The organism is Paenibacillus sepulcri, assembly GCF_042647105.1.
In the GTDB taxonomy this organism is placed as follows: domain Bacteria; phylum Bacillota; class Bacilli; order Paenibacillales; family Paenibacillaceae; genus Paenibacillus_Z; species Paenibacillus_Z sepulcri.
On sequence record NZ_JBHRUP010000001.1, the window covers coordinates 4,218,544 to 4,235,668 of the forward strand.

At 52.4% G+C, this 17,125-nt stretch carries 19 protein-coding genes; 15 read left to right on the forward strand and 4 right to left on the reverse strand.

The genetic code is table 11. From position 1 onward, the window contains the following. The first annotated feature begins 76 nt into the window (after positions 1-76). The 10 genes from ACFOLF_RS18665 to ACFOLF_RS18710 all read left to right on the forward strand — a co-directional run bounded on the left by ACFOLF_RS18665 (position 77) and on the right by ACFOLF_RS18710 (position 9,484). Positions 77-1,078, forward strand: coding sequence for an MBL fold metallo-hydrolase (locus ACFOLF_RS18665; RefSeq protein WP_379114483.1), 1,002 nt, complete (start codon positions 77-79; stop codon positions 1,076-1,078). A gap of 125 nt (positions 1,079-1,203) precedes the next feature. Continuing rightward, positions 1,204-1,956, forward strand: coding sequence for a hypothetical protein (locus tag ACFOLF_RS18670; protein WP_210039175.1), 753 nt, complete (start codon positions 1,204-1,206; stop codon positions 1,954-1,956). A 336-nt stretch (positions 1,957-2,292) separates the two neighbouring features. Next, on the forward strand, positions 2,293-2,760 hold the full coding sequence (locus ACFOLF_RS18675) for a hypothetical protein (protein ID WP_210039174.1): 468 nt from the start codon (positions 2,293-2,295) through the stop codon (positions 2,758-2,760). After that, on the forward strand, positions 2,757-3,752 hold the full coding sequence (locus ACFOLF_RS18680) for a CehA/McbA family metallohydrolase (RefSeq protein WP_210039173.1): 996 nt from the start codon (positions 2,757-2,759) through the stop codon (positions 3,750-3,752). The genes ACFOLF_RS18675 and ACFOLF_RS18680 overlap by 4 nt, the downstream gene beginning before the upstream one ends. A gap of 11 nt (positions 3,753-3,763) precedes the next feature. Continuing rightward, positions 3,764-4,510: a glycerophosphodiester phosphodiesterase gene (locus ACFOLF_RS18685; RefSeq protein ID WP_210039172.1), complete on the forward strand. Its 747-nt coding sequence runs from the start codon at positions 3,764-3,766 to the stop codon at positions 4,508-4,510. Beyond that, the gene (locus ACFOLF_RS18690) at positions 4,500-5,504 is read left to right on the forward strand and encodes a LacI family DNA-binding transcriptional regulator (protein ID WP_210039171.1); all 1,005 of its coding nucleotides are present in this window, start codon (positions 4,500-4,502) and stop codon (positions 5,502-5,504) included. Before ACFOLF_RS18685 ends, ACFOLF_RS18690 begins: the two co-directional genes overlap by 11 nt. Positions 5,505-5,519: 15 nt before the next feature. Next, a complete protein-coding gene (locus ACFOLF_RS18695; RefSeq protein WP_210039170.1) occupies positions 5,520-6,344 on the forward strand; it encodes an ABC transporter permease in 825 nt (274 codons plus the stop codon). 45 nt (positions 6,345-6,389) lie between these two features. Next, entirely contained in the window at positions 6,390-7,430 is a 1,041-nt protein-coding gene (locus ACFOLF_RS18700; RefSeq protein ID WP_210039169.1) for an ABC transporter ATP-binding protein, read from the forward strand. 24 nt (positions 7,431-7,454) lie between these two features. After that, complete coding sequence (locus tag ACFOLF_RS18705) at positions 7,455-8,648, forward strand: extracellular solute-binding protein (protein ID WP_210039168.1); 1,194 nt, start codon at positions 7,455-7,457, stop codon at positions 8,646-8,648. Then, positions 8,645-9,484 (forward strand): ABC transporter permease, encoded by an 840-nt coding sequence (locus ACFOLF_RS18710; RefSeq protein ID WP_210039167.1) that lies wholly within the window; start codon positions 8,645-8,647, stop codon positions 9,482-9,484. The genes ACFOLF_RS18705 and ACFOLF_RS18710 overlap by 4 nt, the downstream gene beginning before the upstream one ends. A gap of 188 nt (positions 9,485-9,672) precedes the next feature. On the opposite strand, the gene ACFOLF_RS18715 is transcribed toward ACFOLF_RS18710, so the two are convergent. The 3 genes from ACFOLF_RS18715 to ACFOLF_RS18725 all read right to left on the reverse strand — a co-directional run bounded on the left by ACFOLF_RS18715 (position 9,673) and on the right by ACFOLF_RS18725 (position 12,037). After that, the gene (locus ACFOLF_RS18715) at positions 9,673-10,797 is read right to left on the reverse strand and encodes a stalk domain-containing protein (protein ID WP_210039166.1); all 1,125 of its coding nucleotides are present in this window, start codon (positions 10,795-10,797) and stop codon (positions 9,673-9,675) included. Between the two features lie 104 nt (positions 10,798-10,901). Continuing rightward, positions 10,902-11,471, reverse strand: a complete 570-nt coding sequence (locus tag ACFOLF_RS18720; protein WP_210039165.1) for a beta-class carbonic anhydrase — start codon at positions 11,469-11,471, stop codon at positions 10,902-10,904. Between the two features lie 347 nt (positions 11,472-11,818). After that, positions 11,819-12,037, reverse strand: coding sequence for a DUF1540 domain-containing protein (locus ACFOLF_RS18725; protein WP_210039164.1), 219 nt, complete (start codon positions 12,035-12,037; stop codon positions 11,819-11,821). 131 nt (positions 12,038-12,168) lie between these two features. On the opposite strand from ACFOLF_RS18725, the gene ACFOLF_RS18730 reads away from it, so the two are divergent. The 5 genes from ACFOLF_RS18730 (at position 12,169) to ACFOLF_RS18750 (ending at position 15,850) form a co-directional block, all read left to right on the forward strand. Further along, positions 12,169-12,576 carry a VOC family protein gene (locus ACFOLF_RS18730; protein WP_210039163.1) on the forward strand — a complete coding sequence of 136 codons (408 nt, stop codon included), beginning with the start codon at positions 12,169-12,171 and terminating at the stop codon, positions 12,574-12,576. Positions 12,577-12,954: 378 nt separating this feature from the next. Then, a complete protein-coding gene (locus ACFOLF_RS18735; protein ID WP_210039162.1) occupies positions 12,955-13,953 on the forward strand; it encodes a LacI family DNA-binding transcriptional regulator in 999 nt (332 codons plus the stop codon). A gap of 383 nt (positions 13,954-14,336) precedes the next feature. Then, on the forward strand, positions 14,337-14,591 hold the full coding sequence (locus ACFOLF_RS18740) for a GlsB/YeaQ/YmgE family stress response membrane protein (RefSeq protein ID WP_210039161.1): 255 nt from the start codon (positions 14,337-14,339) through the stop codon (positions 14,589-14,591). Between the two features lie 215 nt (positions 14,592-14,806). Next, the gene (locus ACFOLF_RS18745) at positions 14,807-15,505 is read left to right on the forward strand and encodes a pirin family protein (protein WP_210039160.1); all 699 of its coding nucleotides are present in this window, start codon (positions 14,807-14,809) and stop codon (positions 15,503-15,505) included. A 15-nt stretch (positions 15,506-15,520) separates the two neighbouring features. Beyond that, complete coding sequence (locus ACFOLF_RS18750; RefSeq protein WP_210039159.1) at positions 15,521-15,850, forward strand: hypothetical protein; 330 nt, start codon at positions 15,521-15,523, stop codon at positions 15,848-15,850. Positions 15,851-16,113: 263 nt separating this feature from the next. Here the strand turns inward: ACFOLF_RS18750 and ACFOLF_RS18755 are convergent, their stop codons facing one another. Continuing rightward, positions 16,114-17,103 carry a Gfo/Idh/MocA family protein gene (locus ACFOLF_RS18755; RefSeq protein WP_210039158.1) on the reverse strand — a complete coding sequence of 330 codons (990 nt, stop codon included), beginning with the start codon at positions 17,101-17,103 and terminating at the stop codon, positions 16,114-16,116. Between the last annotated feature and the right edge of the window lie 22 nt (positions 17,104-17,125).

The window sequence follows — 17,125 nt, forward strand, 5'->3', positions numbered from 1 at the left end:
TATCGGACTGATTCTGCTGGGTTATCTGTTCCTGAAGCTTAATCCGGCCTTTGGGAGACGGGCGTCGGGTGAAACCATGGAGATCTACAAGCAATCGGGCAATTACGCCAAAGGCAGGTTCATGAATGCCACGCCGACCTCAATGGCGATGGATCCCAAGACATTAATCAGTATATTGAGAGATTATATGCGGACCAATACGAACCGGAAGCCCGCCAGACCGATTGGGACCGTGACGTCGGCTGTGCCGTACGCCGAGCTCCCTGATCAGACCGTTGTCAGATGGTTCGGCCATTCCGCGCTCATGCTGGAGCTGGAAGGGAAGACGCTGCTGATCGACCCCATGTTCGGCAAAGCCCCTATGCCGGTGCAGATATTCGGAAACAGACGCTTCAGCAGGAGCGTTCCGCTTGAGCTTACGCAGCTGCCCCTCATCGACGCGGTGCTGATTTCCCATGATCATTACGATCACCTGGATTACGGCTCGATCAAGAGAATCAAGGACCGCGTGAAGCAGTTCATTGTTCCCTTGGGCGTGGGCCCGCATCTGGAGAGGTGGGGCGTGGACAAAGCGAAGATCCAGGAGCATGACTGGTGGAGCGAATTTCAATATGAAGGGCTTCAGCTGGCATGCACGCCGGCCAGGCATTTCTCCGGCAGGGGGCTTGGCGACCGTGAGGCCACATTATGGTGCTCCTGGGTCATTAAAGGCCGGAATGTCAGCGTCTTTTTTAGCGGAGACAGCGGGTATGGGGATCATTTTCAAGCGATAGGACAGAAATACGGCCCCTTCGACTTAACCTTCATGGAGTGCGGGCAATACGATCGGCGATGGGCAGGCATCCATATGCTGCCGGAGGAGTCCGTGCAAGCCCATCTGGATGTAAGGGGCAAGCTGATGATCCCGATCCATTGGGGGGCATTCACCTTGGCCATGCATGAATGGACCGATCCCATCGAGAGGGTGTCCAAAGCCGCCAGAGAAAACAAAGTAGCGCTGGCTGCCCCGCAGATCGGACAGACTCTGGTTCTCGGAGCACCGGACTATCCGACTTCTCCCTGGTGGAGGTCGGTATAAAGCAAAATCCCCTATTTGGTCAAGCGAAACCGAATGGGGATTTTTGTCATATTTGTATCGCTTGATCAACTCCCGAAAATGACAAACCATGTACCACAGATGGAAGAGAAGCTAGGGGATGTTTTATGTACAGCAGATGGCTGAAATGGGGTATATGCGCGCTCGTGATCGCGCTGCTTGCGGGATGTGCGAATGGTTCAGCCCATGTCTCGCTCCGGAAGGACGGCAGTGCGGATCTGGACATGAAGGTCACCTTGAAGGAGAGCACGCAGAAGCTCGTGGGCGGCAAGCTGGGGGAGATGCTGCAGGCCAAGGCTGAGGAGCTGGGCATCGACTATGAGACCCGGGAACAGGGCACCGGGACTGATTATTTGCTCCACAAAAGCTTCGGTTCCCTGCAGGAGGGCATCAAGCAGTGGAACTTCGCAGATCAACAAAATATCGTCAAAACGACGAAGCACTTCTTTTACACCCGGGTTGAAATCCGCCTGACGGTCGATATCGGAAAATATCTAGATCCGCTGATCCGAAATCAGGACTTGCTGAAGGTGCCGGACACCCTCATCAAGCTTGCGCTCTCGCAGCTCAATCTTGATTTTCTGCTCACGCTGCCGATCTCCACCTTCGGAAATAATAATGCCGATCAAGTTGATGGTCATACGATGAAATGGGACCTCTCGATGACGAAGCCGACAGAGATCCAGTTCGCGTTTCTGATCCCCAATATCAAGCATATCCTGATTGGTGCAGGGATTCTGCTGGTAGCGGCCGTGGTGCTGGTTATTCTGCTCATAAGAAGAATCACAAGCAGAAAACGCCGGAAAAAGGCTATGAGTGTGCCTCCTCCTGAAGAGAGACGCGACGAGGATGAAGATTGATCAGGATCTGAACCTAGGCGGATGCTAGAGAACCGTACGATCACTTCTTGTGATTGGTGCGGTTTTTTTCTTGAAAACAGATAATATAAATACTTACCATATCATCCTTATATTATATTGCGAAAACGCATGACTTCGCCCGTCAGCGGACGAAAGACCGCCGTTTCTTCCCGTTTTTCGGGTATGACGGGTCGCTTGGATGGATTCATACATAGTCGTCGCTTCCGCGCATCTTTACAAACTGTTATTGTCCAGAAGACATTGCTCTAATAAATGAGGGTTAAATTATAGCCATGGGACCGTTCCCACAATGATGACATCAGGGGGGATACTCTCATGCTGATTGATATAAAAACCACTGTTAAACCGGAAGACTCCCGGACGCATATCCGTTATCCGTTTACACTGGACCAGCCTGCTCATGCTCTGCGGATCCGTTTTGAATATTCGCCCAAGCTGCTGGAGGACGATAGCAAGGCGCGCAGATTGCTGGAACAAAGCATGGAGCTGTATGTCCTGCCGGAGCAAAGAGAGCTGGCTATAGCCGGGATCGACCGCTACTTGCCGCTGAGCAATCTCATCACCTTATCGGTGGACGATCCGGACGGCTATCGCGGAGCTTGCCACCGGCACGATCCGAAGCAGCAATTCCTGCTTTCGCATAGCGAGGCTTCCCCGGGACTTGCGAAGGGAAGAATTGGAGCGGGGGAATGGACAATAACGCTAAGCTTCCATTCCATCGTTACGGAGGAGTGCACCTATCATTTGGAAGCATGGATTCCGGAGGAGGAAGAGAAGTCATGAAATGGTTAGCCTGCGAGCTTCATACCCACACCCTTCACAGCGACGGAAAGCAGACGCTGCATGAACTGGCAGCCGGAGCGGCCAAGCTCGGCTTCGATGGCCTTGCGCTCACCGATCATAACACGATGTCCGGTCTGGCGGACAAGGAAGCGGTGGAGCAGGCCACGGGACTGGTCATTCTTCCGGGCATGGAATGGACGACATTCTATGGGCATATGGTCACCGTCGGTCTGTCGGCATTGGCGGACTGGCGCGAGGCGAACCGGGGCAATATCCACAGCGGCGTATCCGCCGTTCATCACCACGGGGGAGCTGCGGGGCTTGCTCATCCGTTCCGGATAGGAAGTCCGGCTTGTACAGGCTGCTACTGGGAATACGAGGTGGATGATTGGAATAGCCTCGATTATATCGAGGTGTGGTCGGGAACCTTCGCTCCGATCAAGACGGATAATTCACGCGCATTCTCGCTGTGGACGGATAAGCTGAATGAGGGCTATCGTCTGGCGGCAACCTCGGGACGCGATTGGCATGAACAGTCAGAGACGGATGAGCCAGTCTCCGTCACGTATTTGGGATTGGAAGACGAAGCGGGACAGGTAAGCGAAGAAGCGGTGAAGGCGCTCCGTCAGGGACGGGTATCCGTTACGATCGGCCCTCTCGTTACATTGGAGCTGGAGGCGACCGAGGGCGGACCGGCTTACGGGCTTGGGAGCATCGTACCGGCCGATGAGGCCAGTACTTCCGCCCGCATCACGATAGATTTCGCTGTCCGCAGCGGATTGTGGGACCTGCCAAATCCGGATTACCGCATCCTCCTGACGAGCAATAACGGAGTCTTGGAGGAGCGTCCGCTTGAAGCATCCGATGGAACGCAGGATCTGCATTTTGCCGTGCCGCGGGAAGGGCTGCTGTGGATCCGGGCCGAATTGCGGGGAATCGTCCGGGGCGTCAGGACGATGGTCGCTTTTACGAATGCTATTTACTTTGAATAGGAGCTGGTGACATGATCGTATTTCCGCTTGTGACGGCCCATACCGGATGTATGGGCATGCCGGACAACTCGGCTGCTTCCGCCCGTGAAGGACTTTCGCTGGGGGCCGATATTATCGAGGATGACATCCGGGTCACCCGCGACGGAATTCCCGTACTGAGCCACGATGACCGGGTAGGGTTGGCCGATGGGCGGGAGAGAAGCGTGTCGGGTCTGACGCTTCAGGAATTGAATGAAGGATTGGCGGCGCCGATTGTTCTTCTGGAGACGGTGTTGAAGCTGCTGGATAACTATCCGGGCGCGCGAATGAATCTCGACCTCAAGACGGATGACAGCATCGGGCCAGTTGCCGCACTGGTCCAGAAGCTGGGTATCGTCGACCGGGTGTTCCTGACCGGCTGCGAATATGACAGAGCCCTGCAGGCAAACAGCCATGATAACGGAATCGCGAAGCTGTTGAACGTAGATATCAACAGCTTCAGGAACAACGAATTTATGGACGCGGTCGGGCAGGCTTGCCGGGAAGCGGCAGACTCCGGCTGCTTCGGCCTCAATGTACCCTATCAGATTGTTCGGCCCGAACTCATGGACTTTGCTGCCGATAAAGGGCTGTCGGTCTTTATCTGGACGGTCAACGAAGCGCAGGAAATGAGAAAGTACGCCGCGATGGGCGTAGGTTCCATAACAACCAGAGACGTAGCGGCATTGCTGCTTGTCAAACAACAATGGCGAAAAGAGAGTGCGGCGGATGAGCTATAACATCAAAGAAATCGCTTCGATGGCCGGGGTGTCCAAATCGACCGCATCGAGAGTCATCTCAGGCAAAGGCTATGCCAGTCAGGAAGTGCGGGACCGCGTCCTCGGAGTTGTGGAGCAGCTGCAATACAAGCCGAACGCGGTGGCAAGAGCGATGGTCGCCAAACGGACGAACAACATCGGAGTGATCGTCTTCCGCGAGAAACAGCCGATCGTCTCTCATCCGCTGTATGGCAAGCTGATCGATTCCATCCTGTTGGCTGCCGAACGGCGGGGCTACTCGGTATTTCTCAAGACCGATCAGGAGATGTCGGTGCGTTCGACCGATTACATGCTGGAGCAGCGCGTCGACGGTCTCATTCTGATCAGCAGGCTGCAGAAGAACGTCATCGACCACGTCAAAAAATTCAATGTGCCCTATCTGATGGTGAACGGCTCGACCGACGATCCGGACGTGATTCATCTCGTCAGCAATGACGAGGTGGGCGGAGGACGGGCGGCAGCCTACCTGCATGGGCTCGGACACCGAAAGTTTTTCGTCATCGCCGGTCCGCAGGAGCATCGAAGCCATAATTTGCGGCTGAAGGGCTTTCGGCTGGGTCTGCAGCAGCTGGGCGTTGACGAATCGGATGTGTCCGTCATCCCTTCTATGGAATCGGACTTTGCGCATGGCTGTCGTCTCATGAACGAGCATTGGGAGACATTCAATCGCGGCGGATATACCGTCCTCTTCACCACAAACGATATGTTGGCGCTTGGCGCCATGAAGGTTCTGCTGGAAAAATCCGTCCATATCCCCGGGCAGGTGGCGGTTATGGGCTTTGACGATATTGATTTTGCAGCCGCATATACGCCATCGCTCACAACGGTAAAGGTGGACACGGACCGGATGGGTCATGACGCCGTCGATCTGCTTGATCGTCTGATTCACCAGGATCAGGACCTGTCCAAGCTGTACGAATACGCAAGTGAAATCATGCTTCGCCAATCGACCTAAAAAGGAGGGAATTACTTGGGATGGTATTTTAAAGCCGTCGGCAAACGAAGGATCATTGAGTTTATTCTCCTGACGGTGTTCGCCGTGTTTTTCGCCGGTCCGCTGCTGAATCTGGTCGTACTGGCTTTCAGCGATCAGTGGAACTACCCCAATATGCTGCCGCAGCAGTGGTCTTTCCGATGGTGGGACTTCGTGCTTAAGCAGGATGATATTGCCCAATCGATCGGGCTGTCTTTTATGATCGCGGCAATAGTGACGGCGCTGTCCATCGTTCTGTGCGTTCCCGCAGCTTATGCGTTCGCCCGCATCCGCTTTCCGTTTAAAAGAGTGTTTCTATTCTCGTTCCTGCTGACGCACGCGTTTCCGAAGATGGGGCTTTATGTGTCGATAGCAGTGCTCTTCTATAAGGTGGGGCTGATGAACACGCTGCTGGGAGTCGTACTCATTCATATGATCAATGTGCTGATGTTCATGACCTGGATTCCGACGGCCGCCTTCCGCAATGTGCAGGCTCCGCAGGAGGAATCCGCCCGGGATGTCGGAGCAACTCCCTTCCGGGTATTCCGGAGTATTACGCTGCCGATGGCCATGCCCGGCATTATCGTGGCGTCAGTGTTTACCTTTTTGAATTCGCTTGATGAAGCACAGGGCACGTTCCTCGTCGGGATTCCCGATTACAAGACGATGCCGGTTATCATGTATTCGATTATTTCGGATTTTCCGAGCAGCGCCGGCGCAGTATTCTCGATAATTTTGACGGCGCCGACCATTATTCTGCTGCTGGCTGCACAGCGTCTTGTGAGCGCGGACGTGCTCGCCAGCGGATTTCAAGTGAAATAACGGATTTGGGCAGCATCCGGTTTCGTTAGAGGAGGATTGGAATAGATGAGCATTCAATTAGCCGTCCGCGGCATGACCAAACGGTACAAAACGGGCGAGGGCGTCTCCGGCATCAACCTTGAAGTGAACAAAGGCGAGCTGGTGACGCTGCTCGGACCATCCGGCTGCGGAAAAACAACCGTGCTCCGCAGTATCGGAGGCTTTCTCGAGCCCGATTCGGGAGATATCCTGATCGAAGGCCAAAGCGTGATCAAGCTGCCGCCAGAGAAACGCCCGACTTCGATGGTGTTCCAAAGCTACAATCTATGGCCGCATATGTCCGTATTCGACAATCTGGCCTTCGGCCTGAAGATTCGCCGTATGCCAAAAGCGGATATCAAGAGCGCAGTCGCGGATGCGCTTCGGCTTGTACGTCTGCCCGGGGCGGAGAAGAAATATCCGGGCCAGCTGTCGGGAGGCCAGCAGCAGCGGGTAGCTTTGGCGCGGTCGCTGCTGCTCAAGCCGGCTGTGCTGCTGCTGGACGAGCCCTTCTCCGCACTCGATGCGAAGCTGAGGCATGAGATGCGGGAAGAGCTGAGGGAGATTCAGACGCAGACCGGCCTTACGATGGTGTTCGTCACCCATGATCAGGAAGAGGCGCTGTCCTTGTCGGACCGGATCGTTGTCATGAATCATGGCCATATTGAACAAATTGCGCAGCCGCAGCACATTTACAACGAGCCGGAGACGTTATACGTCGCCGAGTTTATTGGCAAAATGAATTTCCTGGAGGGGGTGGTGGACGAAGAACGGATTCGGGTAGGGCCGCTTGCATGGCCGAACACGAAACGTCTTTCGGGACAAGTCAAGGTGGCCGTGAGGCCGGAGGACGTCAGTCTGGGCAAGGAACCTTTTCAAGGGCAGGGTCTGACCGGGACAATAAAGCAAATTATGATTCTCGGGCATTATGCCGAAGTATCGGTCGAATTGGACAAGCACGGAGTAATTCGGAGTTTTCAATCCAAGGAAGCTGTCCAGCTGCTTAAAGCGGGACAGAAGGTTCATGTTGGCTTTGCTGCTATGATCGCTTATCCAAATAAACGATGAGTAAACTTTAGGAGGATGATTGGGATGATACGCTTGAAAAAGACATTGACGACGTTGTGCGCACTGACGTTGACCGTAATGGTAATGGCCGGCTGCGGCAGCAAGGATAACTCAAATGCAGAGGGGACTCCCGCTGCGTCCAACAACACATCTTCCAACGCCGCTTCGCCTGCTGAGAACGCAGAACCGGTGGAATTCCAGTTTTATTTTACGGGCTCCCAGAACGTGAAGGATCTGTGGGATACGCTGATCCCGATGTTCGAGAAGCAGAACGATAAAGTCAAAGTAAAAGAGGTCTATATTCCTTCCGGAACGGGCTCCGAATCGACCTATGACCGGATTTTGGCTGCCAAGCAGGCAGGCAAGGGCTCCGGCGATATCGATCTCTACGAGGACGGCATCAACGTAGTTACCCAGGGCGGCAAAGACGATGTCTGGTCCGCGCTTGACACTACCGGCATTCCTAATCTCGCCAATATCGATGCAGAGACGATGAGCGATGTATCCAATCTGGCTGTTCCGTACCGTTCTTCCGCTGTCCTGCTTGCCTATGACAGCTCGAAGGTAACCAACCCCCCAACTACCCTTGATGAATTGCTGGAGTGGATCAAACAAAATCCGGAGAAATTCGCCTATAACGATCCGTCCACCGGCGGTGCCGGAAGCTCTTTTGTCACCACTGTGCTTTACAAGGATTTGCCAGAGGAAGATATTCATAACAGCGATCCTGCCATTATGGCGAAGTGGGACAGCGGCTTCAATACGTTGAAGGAGCTTGGCAAATATGTTTACGGCAAAGGGATTTATCCGAAGAAGAATCAGGGTACGCTTGATCTGCTGACCAGCGGAGAAGTGGAAATGATTCCGGCCTGGTCGGATATGGTGCTCCAGCAGCTGAATGAGAAGCTGCTTCCGGACACGGTGAAAATGCAGCAAATTACGCCGGGCTTCAACGGCGGACCGACTTATCTGATGGTGAACAAGCTTTCCGAGAAGAAAGACGCCGTCAACCAGTTTCTGAATTTCGTTCTGTCTCCGGAAGCGCAAGCGGTTATCGTGGACAAAATGAACGGTTTCCCGGGCATTCAGCTCACGCAAATGTCGCAGGAGATGCAGGATAAATTCAAAGGCGTTTCCGAAGGATTCCGCACATTCAATATCGGGGACCTCGGCACCGAAATTAACAAACGCTGGCAGAGCGACGTAGCTGCGCAATGAGGAAGGAAGTCAAGCAAGCGATAGCGGGGCTGATTATGGTCAGCCCTTCTTTTCTTCTGCTGCTGATCATTGTCGTCATTCCGATCGTACAGTCTCTCATCTCCAGTCTGGGCAACGATTCGGGCGGTTACGATCTGAGCCGCTACCAGTTCCTGTTCACGGATAAAGGGATGCGCTCGAACATCATTTTCACGATTAAGGTTACTCTCCTGTCCTGTGCATTGGTGCTGCTGGTCAGCTACTCGATGGCGCTTTATATACGGTTCAGCTCGGGAAAGCTGGTCGATTGGATCCGCAAAACGTATATGATACCCTTGTTCATTCCGGGTGTAATCGCCACATACGGGCTGATGAATCTTCTGGGCAATCACGGCTGGCTGGCCCGGCTCCTGATGCCGCTCGGGATCGTCCTGCCGCGAATTATTTTCGATGAGAAGGGCATCATTATAGCGAACTTATGGTTTAATATTCCGTTCGCAACGATGCTGCTGAGCTCTGCGTTGGCAGGTATTCCGGCTTCCATCATCGAGAGCGCGCGCGACATGGGAGCAGGCAAGCTGCGGATTTTTCTGCGCTTCATCTTTCCCTTGTCCTACAAGACTTTTCTTGTTGCGCTGACTTTTGTGTTCATGGGCGTTATCGGGTCCTTTACCGCGCCGTTTCTATTGGGCGCCAACTCGCCTCAAATGCTCGGCGTGTCCATGCAGCAGGTATTCGGCGTGTTCCAGGAACGCGAGCAGGCCGCTGCGATGGCATTCTTCACCTTCCTGCTGTGCTCGGTGCTGGGATTCTTCTACATTCGTTCGATGGCAAAAGAAGAGGCAGCCAATGGTTGACGGCTGCCAAACAAGAAGAAACGGCTGCCGCCGTCCTGTTGCGGCGCCGTTAGTTTCTTCCCTTCGACCTTATAGAAATGTACAGGCGTGAAACTTATACATTCTATAAGATCGATAAAGGACGGTCTCCAGGCTCGATTTGACCCTGAAGACCGTCCTTTTGCTGCTCGGGTATGGCGCTGAATAGGCTAAGCTCCTCGAAGCGTGTAGGTATACTCCGGCTTGGAGGGGTCATCGGCATTGTTCACGAAATATAGCGTGCTGTCTTCGCGCTTCATGTACTTGAGCTGATCGCCGTAATAAGGAACATCGTTATTCTCCGCATAATCCTGCTCCTCAGCCGTCAACAGCTTCTTGTAGAGGAGAGTGCTGGCTCCTGTCGCACGGTCAATGAGCGTGAGCAGCCCTTTCTGGTTGGGGCGGATCAGCAGGAAATCCTTGTCGAAGGCTTCGATGAAGTAGCTGTCGTCCTCGCCGCCCAGCTTCACCAGGTCAATCGTCTGTGTAACGGCTCCCGTTCCATCTTGAATGAGGCGGAGCGTCCTGCCGTCGGTAAGCAGCAGTTGATCCCCGTACTGCGTGACATTCTGTTCCCAGCGTTTCCAGTACTTGACGTCCGACACCCGGATGAGGCTCCCGTTCTTGAGCACCAGTGTAAGAGTCTGATGATTGATATGCGGTTCACCATAATTGTTATTGACGGTCAGGACGAGCAGCCCGCCCTTCGTCTTGGCAAACTGCATACTGAGAAGATCGGCATAAGGACCAAGGGAAGCAAGTCTGCGCGGCTCTCCTGTGCCTTTGGTGACAAAAAGCTCGCCGTTTTCTACGTTGACCGAGTAAGTGGACCCTTCGAAGGTCTGGGAGTATTGTTTAAAGAAATGCAGTCCATTAGCCATGATCAGGTTGTTCTTGGCATCCCAGCTAACCGTTCCGCCTTCCAGAGCATGGACAAGAAACCGTGCTGGAACATACACATGTTCTCCCTGCTTAATGACGACGGCTCCAAGGTCGGTCAGCTTGCCGTCAAGCATACCCGTCCTTGAGCCGATGCGAATGGCAAAATGCTTGTCCCAGCCGTCGAATTGAATCCGGCTTCCCGAAGCGTCCGCTTGAACCGTAAGCCCTGCCGAGCCGCCGATTCCCATGGCATCAAGATAGGTTACGCCGTTCTTGATCATGGCAGATCCGCCCGATTCTAGGCCTCCGCCGGACCAGCCCAGTCTGTAATTGGCCGGAGCGCCGGCATGAACAGACGCAGGTAAAAGCAGCATGGACGATAGGGCAAGCGCAAGCCATCTCTTTTTTTTCATGAGGCTGTCCCTCCTGGAATGAGTTTGTCAGTATTACCCACTCCTAAGACGGGAAGGCCGGGTCAAATGTTGCGAATGCCTATATGATCCATCCGGGCACTGAATCAGGGCGATTCCCTGTAATTCTCCATCAAGAGCTCCAGCGCGCCTGTCTCGGGATGGATCAGAAGACCATGAACAAGTACGGACTGGGGCACCAGCGGATGATTGCGGATGAGCGAAACGCTGTGTTTCACACCCTCCTCGGGGCTTGAGAAGCCCTTCAAGAACCGATCCATCCTGATTCCTGCGTTCTCCAGGGTGGAGATAGCCAGGTCAGGAATCCCATGCTGCCGGAATTTCTCGACCATTGCAGCGGAATCCAGATTGGTCATCCCGCAGCCGTGATGGCCGATGACCAGCACCTCGCGCGCATCCATCTCATAGATCGCGACCAGAATGCTGCGCATGGCGCTGCCGAAAGGCTGCGTGAGGATAGCGCCGGCATTTTTAATGATTTTGGCGTCGCCGTTCCGCAGGTTGAGCGCTCTTGGCAGCAGCTCGCTCAATCGGGTATCCATGCAGGAGAGGATGGCTATTTTTTTCTCGGGGAACCTGTCGGTCAAATAGGCTTCATACTGCTTCTGTTCCACGAATTGTTTGTTGAATTCCATAAGTGTGGGTAACAATGACATTGAGATTCCTCCCCTTCCTGTTATTAATTATTCTCCCAAAAAGCAGCCGAGTATATGAAGAATTTGTTGATAATGGATAAATGCGAGCACCATCTCCACAAAAAAGGCGGCAGGGCTCAAACGTATCAAAATGGCGCGGGGCAGCGCCAGAAGAACCGGCTGTCGCCGTCCTCGGGCTGCTTAGCCCAGTTTCTTCCCCCCGGAAATAGAAGCAGCATATAGCCAATTATAATCCTGCTTATTGTGTAAATAAAAAAGCAAACTCACCGCTTACATGAGTTTGCTTAGCCTGGCATATATCCGTTTGTGGTAACCAGCGCACTGTAAGCCACCCGCTTGATTTCCGCTTAATGAGTACGCTCCTGAAACGTGTGACAGCAGGTATCGGTTACGCCACCAGCAGAATCCTGATGCTTTGTGTCGTATTTCCCGCTTCCTGAGCCTTGCGGAAGCGGGCTGTTTGCATGCGTATTGATCTCGATCATAATCGTCTCCGCCACGCAGTTGTTGCCGGATTCCCAATGCTGACAATTTGCAACACTGCATTTCACCATAGGATGTTCCATTGCAGGTTCACCTCTCCTTAAGTGTCGTGTATGTGTACATACCACGGATATGGACAGATTAAACACGGAGCGTATATGATTCATTATATTAGCACTCGCAGAAATACAAATAAACGAAGGGAGCAAACATCATGTCCGATTCGTATAAACCGCGTAATTACAGCACCGTAACGTCTTATTTCATTGCAAAGGATGCCGCAGGCCTGATGGACTTTCTTAAGCAGGTTTTTTATGCGGAGGAGCTCAGCCGCAATTCGGATAACGAAGGTAGAATTACACATGCCGAGGTTCGCATTGGCGATTCAATTATTGAGCTGTCGGAGGCCAATGATCAATTTCCGGCAAGAACCAATACGCTTCATCTTTTTGTCGCTGATACAGATGAATGCTACACACGCGCTCTGGCAGCGGGTGCAGCCTCACTCTATGCGCCGGCAAACATGCCGTACGGAGAACGAAGCGGAGGAATCGAGGACCCCTTCGGCAACCACTGGTACCTCGCTACGTTCACGGGCGGAGAAGGAAATGGTTACGATTGATCGTTTAAACATAGAGTTGTTCTTCACCATGATTGAACCAGATCTGCAGAATTAGCAAGAAAAGTGGCTGTCCATCAGTGCAGCCTCTTTTCTTGCTTCTTTTTTTGTGTATAAATTTCAATGTGCGGACGCATGCCCTTCAACAGCTTATTTAACTTTTTCGCAGCTCTTTCCTCTTTTTTTTCACAGATCTACTCGCTTCATCAGCTGCATTCATAGTCGGCAATAACGGTCCTGCCAAGCATAATTGTAACTCTTACATTCAGTATTTCATCAATAATTCTTCTCTTCCTCATTTACTGGATGGATGGATTGCATAAGTTGTAAGTCTTACATATTAAGTGTTATAATGAAAGAAAAATGATCAGGGAGAATGAAATGAACATCTACGATATCGCCAAACAAGCAGGGGTTTCCATTGCAACCGTCTCCAGAGTCATGAATAATCCGGCAGCGGTGAGCGTCAAAACGCGCGAGAAGGTGCTGGAGATCATACACAGCGCGAATTTCATGCCCAAACTGGGCGCGAATTTGAATAAATCCAAAGATCTGGCCTTCTTCACGACGGCGCAATCCCTGCAGCTGGAGAACAGCATTTTGGCTGGGATCAGCGAGGCGGCTTTTGCCGAGAAGCTGAGCATCAAGCTGTGCCCGTTGGACGAGCTGCCCAAGAAGCGCAATGAATTGGCCGGCTACTTTGCCGAGAAAGGAATTGGCGGGGCAATCTTTACGTCGATTCCGTATAACGAGGAGCATTACAACGATATTGCCAGAGCGATCCCGAGTGTTTTGCTGTTCAACCAGCTCAAGGATTACAAGGTCCACTATATCCGTGCCGACCATCGAAAAGGCGGATTTATTGCGGTGCAGCATCTCGCCCATATGAATCATAAGCATATTGCCGTTGTGGACGAAATCCATTCGGCGGATCATCACGAGAGGCTGGCCGGAGTCAGAGAAGCCATGGAGACTCTTGGTCTCCAGGATTTTACGGAAAACCATTTGATCAATGTGTCCAACCTCGATGAGATGGACATATGCGCCCAAATCGACCATTATCTGCTGCGGTATCCCCAAACGACGGCCCTTTATGTGACCAACGATCAGTTCATTCCGGCTTTATACCGCCATTTCCGTTCCAAGGGAATCCGTATTCCGGAGGATATCTCCGTGGTAGGGGCGAATGACGTCCCGGGAAGCTCTGATCTGTATCCGCCACTGACGACAGTGAGGCAGCCGGTCAAGCAGATGGGCATGAAGGCTGCCCAGACGCTGATAGATATCATCCACGGCCTTAATGCCCCGGAGGAAGCGCTGCAGGAGGTTTTTGATGTCCAATTGGTAGTCAGAGCTTCCACAAGCAGGGTTCCAGAATAATAATGCAGCATTATAGTCAGTGACTCACAGAGCCGGCTTGGAATCAAGAATCTTACTTTAAGTGTCTGAAAACACTTACCGTAAGGTTTTTTCATTTTCTGTCCTTGTTACATTATAAGAGCATTTTCGTCATAAACTGCGCTTATTCGTGAAAGAATTTGTTGATTCATTCTTTTTAGCAATGTAAGCCATATTATGTATAGCATTTCGTGTCGGGACTTTCTGTGTAACAGACGGACAATAGGCATGTTTCATACCTTAAGCTTATAGAATAGGGAAAGGCTCGATTGAACAGCATGGTTGATCCATTGCCTTACAGGGTATTAACCTTATACTCACTTGTGAATACTGACAATTGATGAACACAAAAGGGGGATATGCACATGCATTTGTTATGGACATTGATTATTGGCGGCATTATCGGTTGGCTAGGGGGATTGATTGCAGGCAGGGACGTACCGGGCGGCATTATCGGGAATATAGTAGCCGGCTTCGTCGGCGCTTGGCTGGGTACGCTTATATTGGGTGACTGGGGTCCGAATATAGCGGATTTCGCTCTTATTCCTGCCATTATCGGCGCCATCATCGTCGTTCTGATTCTGAGCGCCATCATGCGCGGCGGCAGCAGAAGAACATAGTACGGGAAGCGCGGGATACAACAGTTTTCTTGGAATCGTGAACAGTAATAAAGCCGCCGGCAGGCCGTTGGAATTTCCAACTCCCGCTGACGGCTTTTATTGAGCTAAGAAGGGAAGGAGTTTCCGGAGGAAACGGAGAAATGGTTGAATTACATAGGGCGAATAACTATAATTTGGTTAGAATCTATCAAAAATATAGATAGGAGGACACCGGTATGATCCAGGTGTTTCCCGCAGACGAAAGATATTCGGTCGATAATGGATGGCTGCGCGGACGTCCCAGCTTTTCCTTCGGTGAATATGCTGATCCGGCCAATACGGGCTTTGGTGTGATGCGCGTGTGCAATGACGATTTTCTCGATCCGGGGAAGGGCTTTGGCGCTCATCCGCACAGCGACATGGAAATTGTCAGTATTGTGCTAAAGGGTCAAATTCGTCATGAAGACAGCTTGGGCAACGTGGAGACGGCATCGGCCGGCGAGCTTCAGCGCATGTCCGCTGGCACCGGGATTGTGCATGCCGAATATAATCCCTCGGAGACGGAAGAGCTGAACCTGCTGCAGCTGTGGTTCATGCCCAGAGAGCGGGGGCTCGCTCCCTCATACGAAACAGGCCGATACGATGCGGAGCAGCTGATCAATACGCTGGTTCCGGTTGTGACGCCGGATGGGGCAGGACAGACTGCGAGCATTCAGCAGGATATGACGATTTATCTGGGCAGGCCGGAGGCCGGCAGGGAGCTGATCTTCAAGCAGGAAGAGGGCAGGCGGATGTTCCTTTTTAACATCGAAGGCTCTTTGTCTGTGAACGGAACGCCAATGGCTGCAAGAGACACAGCGCGGATTGAATCCGTATCCCGGTTGACATTATCGGCTGATGAGGCTTCATTCGTCATGCTGATCGATCTGCCATAAGGAGGGCATTAGTCCATGAAAGAAACCTTTATCGTCAAGCATGCGGTCGGAGGGCCGATCTTTATTGACACGAAGAAAGAAGCTGTTCCTTATACGGTGGAGCCCTTTGGCGAGGGATGGAAATTCACGGTATCGGTGCCTTTGAACGAGAAGATCCGTGAGCTTCTGCAGTTCAGCCATGAGCTTAACATGTTTCTCTTTCACGAATTCGAGGATGCGCCAACAGTCAAGACCTGGTACTACATCAAGGAGGGTCCGGTCGAATACGATGCGGCTTCGGAGCAGCTGACTATCGTGGCGGATTCGCGAATCGAATATGTGCCGGATACGTTCATGAAACAATAGAGCTGTTGCGGAAGTTTAATGGAGAGTAAACCTTATCTCCGAACCGGAAAGTGCAGATTGTTGTCCTGATGTGTGAAATTAATCCCAAGGCGCATGATGTGGTGAGCTTCATACATACGCAGCGGCTCACGCCATCAAAGCACAGCAAAAACAACCCCCCAATTCGACTGCTTGCAGCGGAATTAGGGGGTTGTTCTTATTTATGGAAGAAAGCAGTCGCCGCTTCCTGTTAGAACGGAAATTTAGTCCGGTCGGTTGCGAGATTATTCACCCGCATAGGTCAGGTTCCACTGGGCTCTGACAGCATCCATTGTTTCCATCAGCTGAACCGTCTCGGACACCGGCATGATGGAGCTCTCCGTGCGTCCTTCACGCACGCATTCCATGGCTTCCAGCGCCTGGAACATATGCCCGGTAATTGTGCGGTCGTCGGTTACGGTTTCTTCTTCTTGGCCATTTACATATAATGTAGCCTTTCTGGCAGACAGAAACTCGGGAATATGGATTTTTCCTTTCGTCCCGTAGATCCATGCATCGTTATTCATCCATAAGCGGATCGCTCCATGCAGTGAAGCCGTAGCGGCGCCATTGTAATCGAAAATCAATGAATACTGCTCGTCCACACCGGTTTCTCCGATGAAGGCGGAGCTCAGAATTTTCGTAGGCTGCGAGCCGAACACCATCGAAGCAAAGGAAATCGGATAAATACCGGCATCCAGCAGGGTGCCACCGCCCTTATTCTTATCCAGCAGCCGGCCTTCGGGATTCCAGCCGGCGTCAAAACCGAATTCAGCCTTGAGCAGCTTGACCTCGCCGATTGCGCCGCTCGCCAGCCATTCTCTGACTTTCTTGATGACTGGAAGATAACGTGTCCACATTGCCTCCATGACGAATACACCCTGTTCCTTGGCATAGTCGGCGATTTCCCTGGCCTCGGCTGCGTTCATCGTGAAAGGCTTCTCACAGAGAACAGGTTTGCCCGCCCTCAGGCAGGTCATGACATTCTCCTTATGAACCGTATGGAGCGTACCGACGTAGATAATATCCACTGCGGGATCGTTTGCCAGCTCCTCAAAGCTTGAATAAACCTGCGGGATGCCGAATTTAGCTGCAAAAGCTTCCGTTTTCTCGAGGTTGCGGCCGGCTACGGCTGCGATCTTGGCATCCGGGGCATGAGCAACCTCGGAAGCGAAAGTGCCTGAGATACCGCCCGGGCCCATAATGCCCCATTGGATGACGCGTTTATCAGTCATATACAGTCTCCTTTAGTTGGTT

Coding starts and splice junctions, on each gene's coding strand:
- ACFOLF_RS18730 (WP_210039163.1), top strand. CDS start 12,169: ATGTCCGATTCGTATAAACCGCGTAATTACAGCACCGTAACGTCTTAT.
- ACFOLF_RS18745 (WP_210039160.1), top strand. CDS start 14,807: ATGATCCAGGTGTTTCCCGCAGACGAAAGATATTCGGTCGATAATGGA.
- ACFOLF_RS18670 (WP_210039175.1), top strand. CDS start 1,204: ATGTACAGCAGATGGCTGAAATGGGGTATATGCGCGCTCGTGATCGCG.
- ACFOLF_RS18705 (WP_210039168.1), top strand. CDS start 7,455: ATGATACGCTTGAAAAAGACATTGACGACGTTGTGCGCACTGACGTTG.
- ACFOLF_RS18755 (WP_210039158.1), bottom strand. CDS start 17,103: ATGACTGATAAACGCGTCATCCAATGGGGCATTATGGGCCCGGGCGGT.
- ACFOLF_RS18735 (WP_210039162.1), top strand. CDS start 12,955: ATGAACATCTACGATATCGCCAAACAAGCAGGGGTTTCCATTGCAACC.
- ACFOLF_RS18710 (WP_210039167.1), top strand. CDS start 8,645: ATGAGGAAGGAAGTCAAGCAAGCGATAGCGGGGCTGATTATGGTCAGC.
- ACFOLF_RS18685 (WP_210039172.1), top strand. CDS start 3,764: ATGATCGTATTTCCGCTTGTGACGGCCCATACCGGATGTATGGGCATG.
- ACFOLF_RS18750 (WP_210039159.1), top strand. CDS start 15,521: ATGAAAGAAACCTTTATCGTCAAGCATGCGGTCGGAGGGCCGATCTTT.
- ACFOLF_RS18680 (WP_210039173.1), top strand. CDS start 2,757: ATGAAATGGTTAGCCTGCGAGCTTCATACCCACACCCTTCACAGCGAC.
- ACFOLF_RS18725 (WP_210039164.1), bottom strand. CDS start 12,037: ATGGAACATCCTATGGTGAAATGCAGTGTTGCAAATTGTCAGCATTGG.
- ACFOLF_RS18715 (WP_210039166.1), bottom strand. CDS start 10,797: ATGAAAAAAAAGAGATGGCTTGCGCTTGCCCTATCGTCCATGCTGCTT.
- ACFOLF_RS18690 (WP_210039171.1), top strand. CDS start 4,500: ATGAGCTATAACATCAAAGAAATCGCTTCGATGGCCGGGGTGTCCAAA.
- ACFOLF_RS18665 (WP_379114483.1), top strand. CDS start 77: ATGGAGATCTACAAGCAATCGGGCAATTACGCCAAAGGCAGGTTCATG.
- ACFOLF_RS18700 (WP_210039169.1), top strand. CDS start 6,390: ATGAGCATTCAATTAGCCGTCCGCGGCATGACCAAACGGTACAAAACG.
- ACFOLF_RS18740 (WP_210039161.1), top strand. CDS start 14,337: ATGCATTTGTTATGGACATTGATTATTGGCGGCATTATCGGTTGGCTA.
- ACFOLF_RS18720 (WP_210039165.1), bottom strand. CDS start 11,471: ATGTCATTGTTACCCACACTTATGGAATTCAACAAACAATTCGTGGAA.
- ACFOLF_RS18675 (WP_210039174.1), top strand. CDS start 2,293: ATGCTGATTGATATAAAAACCACTGTTAAACCGGAAGACTCCCGGACG.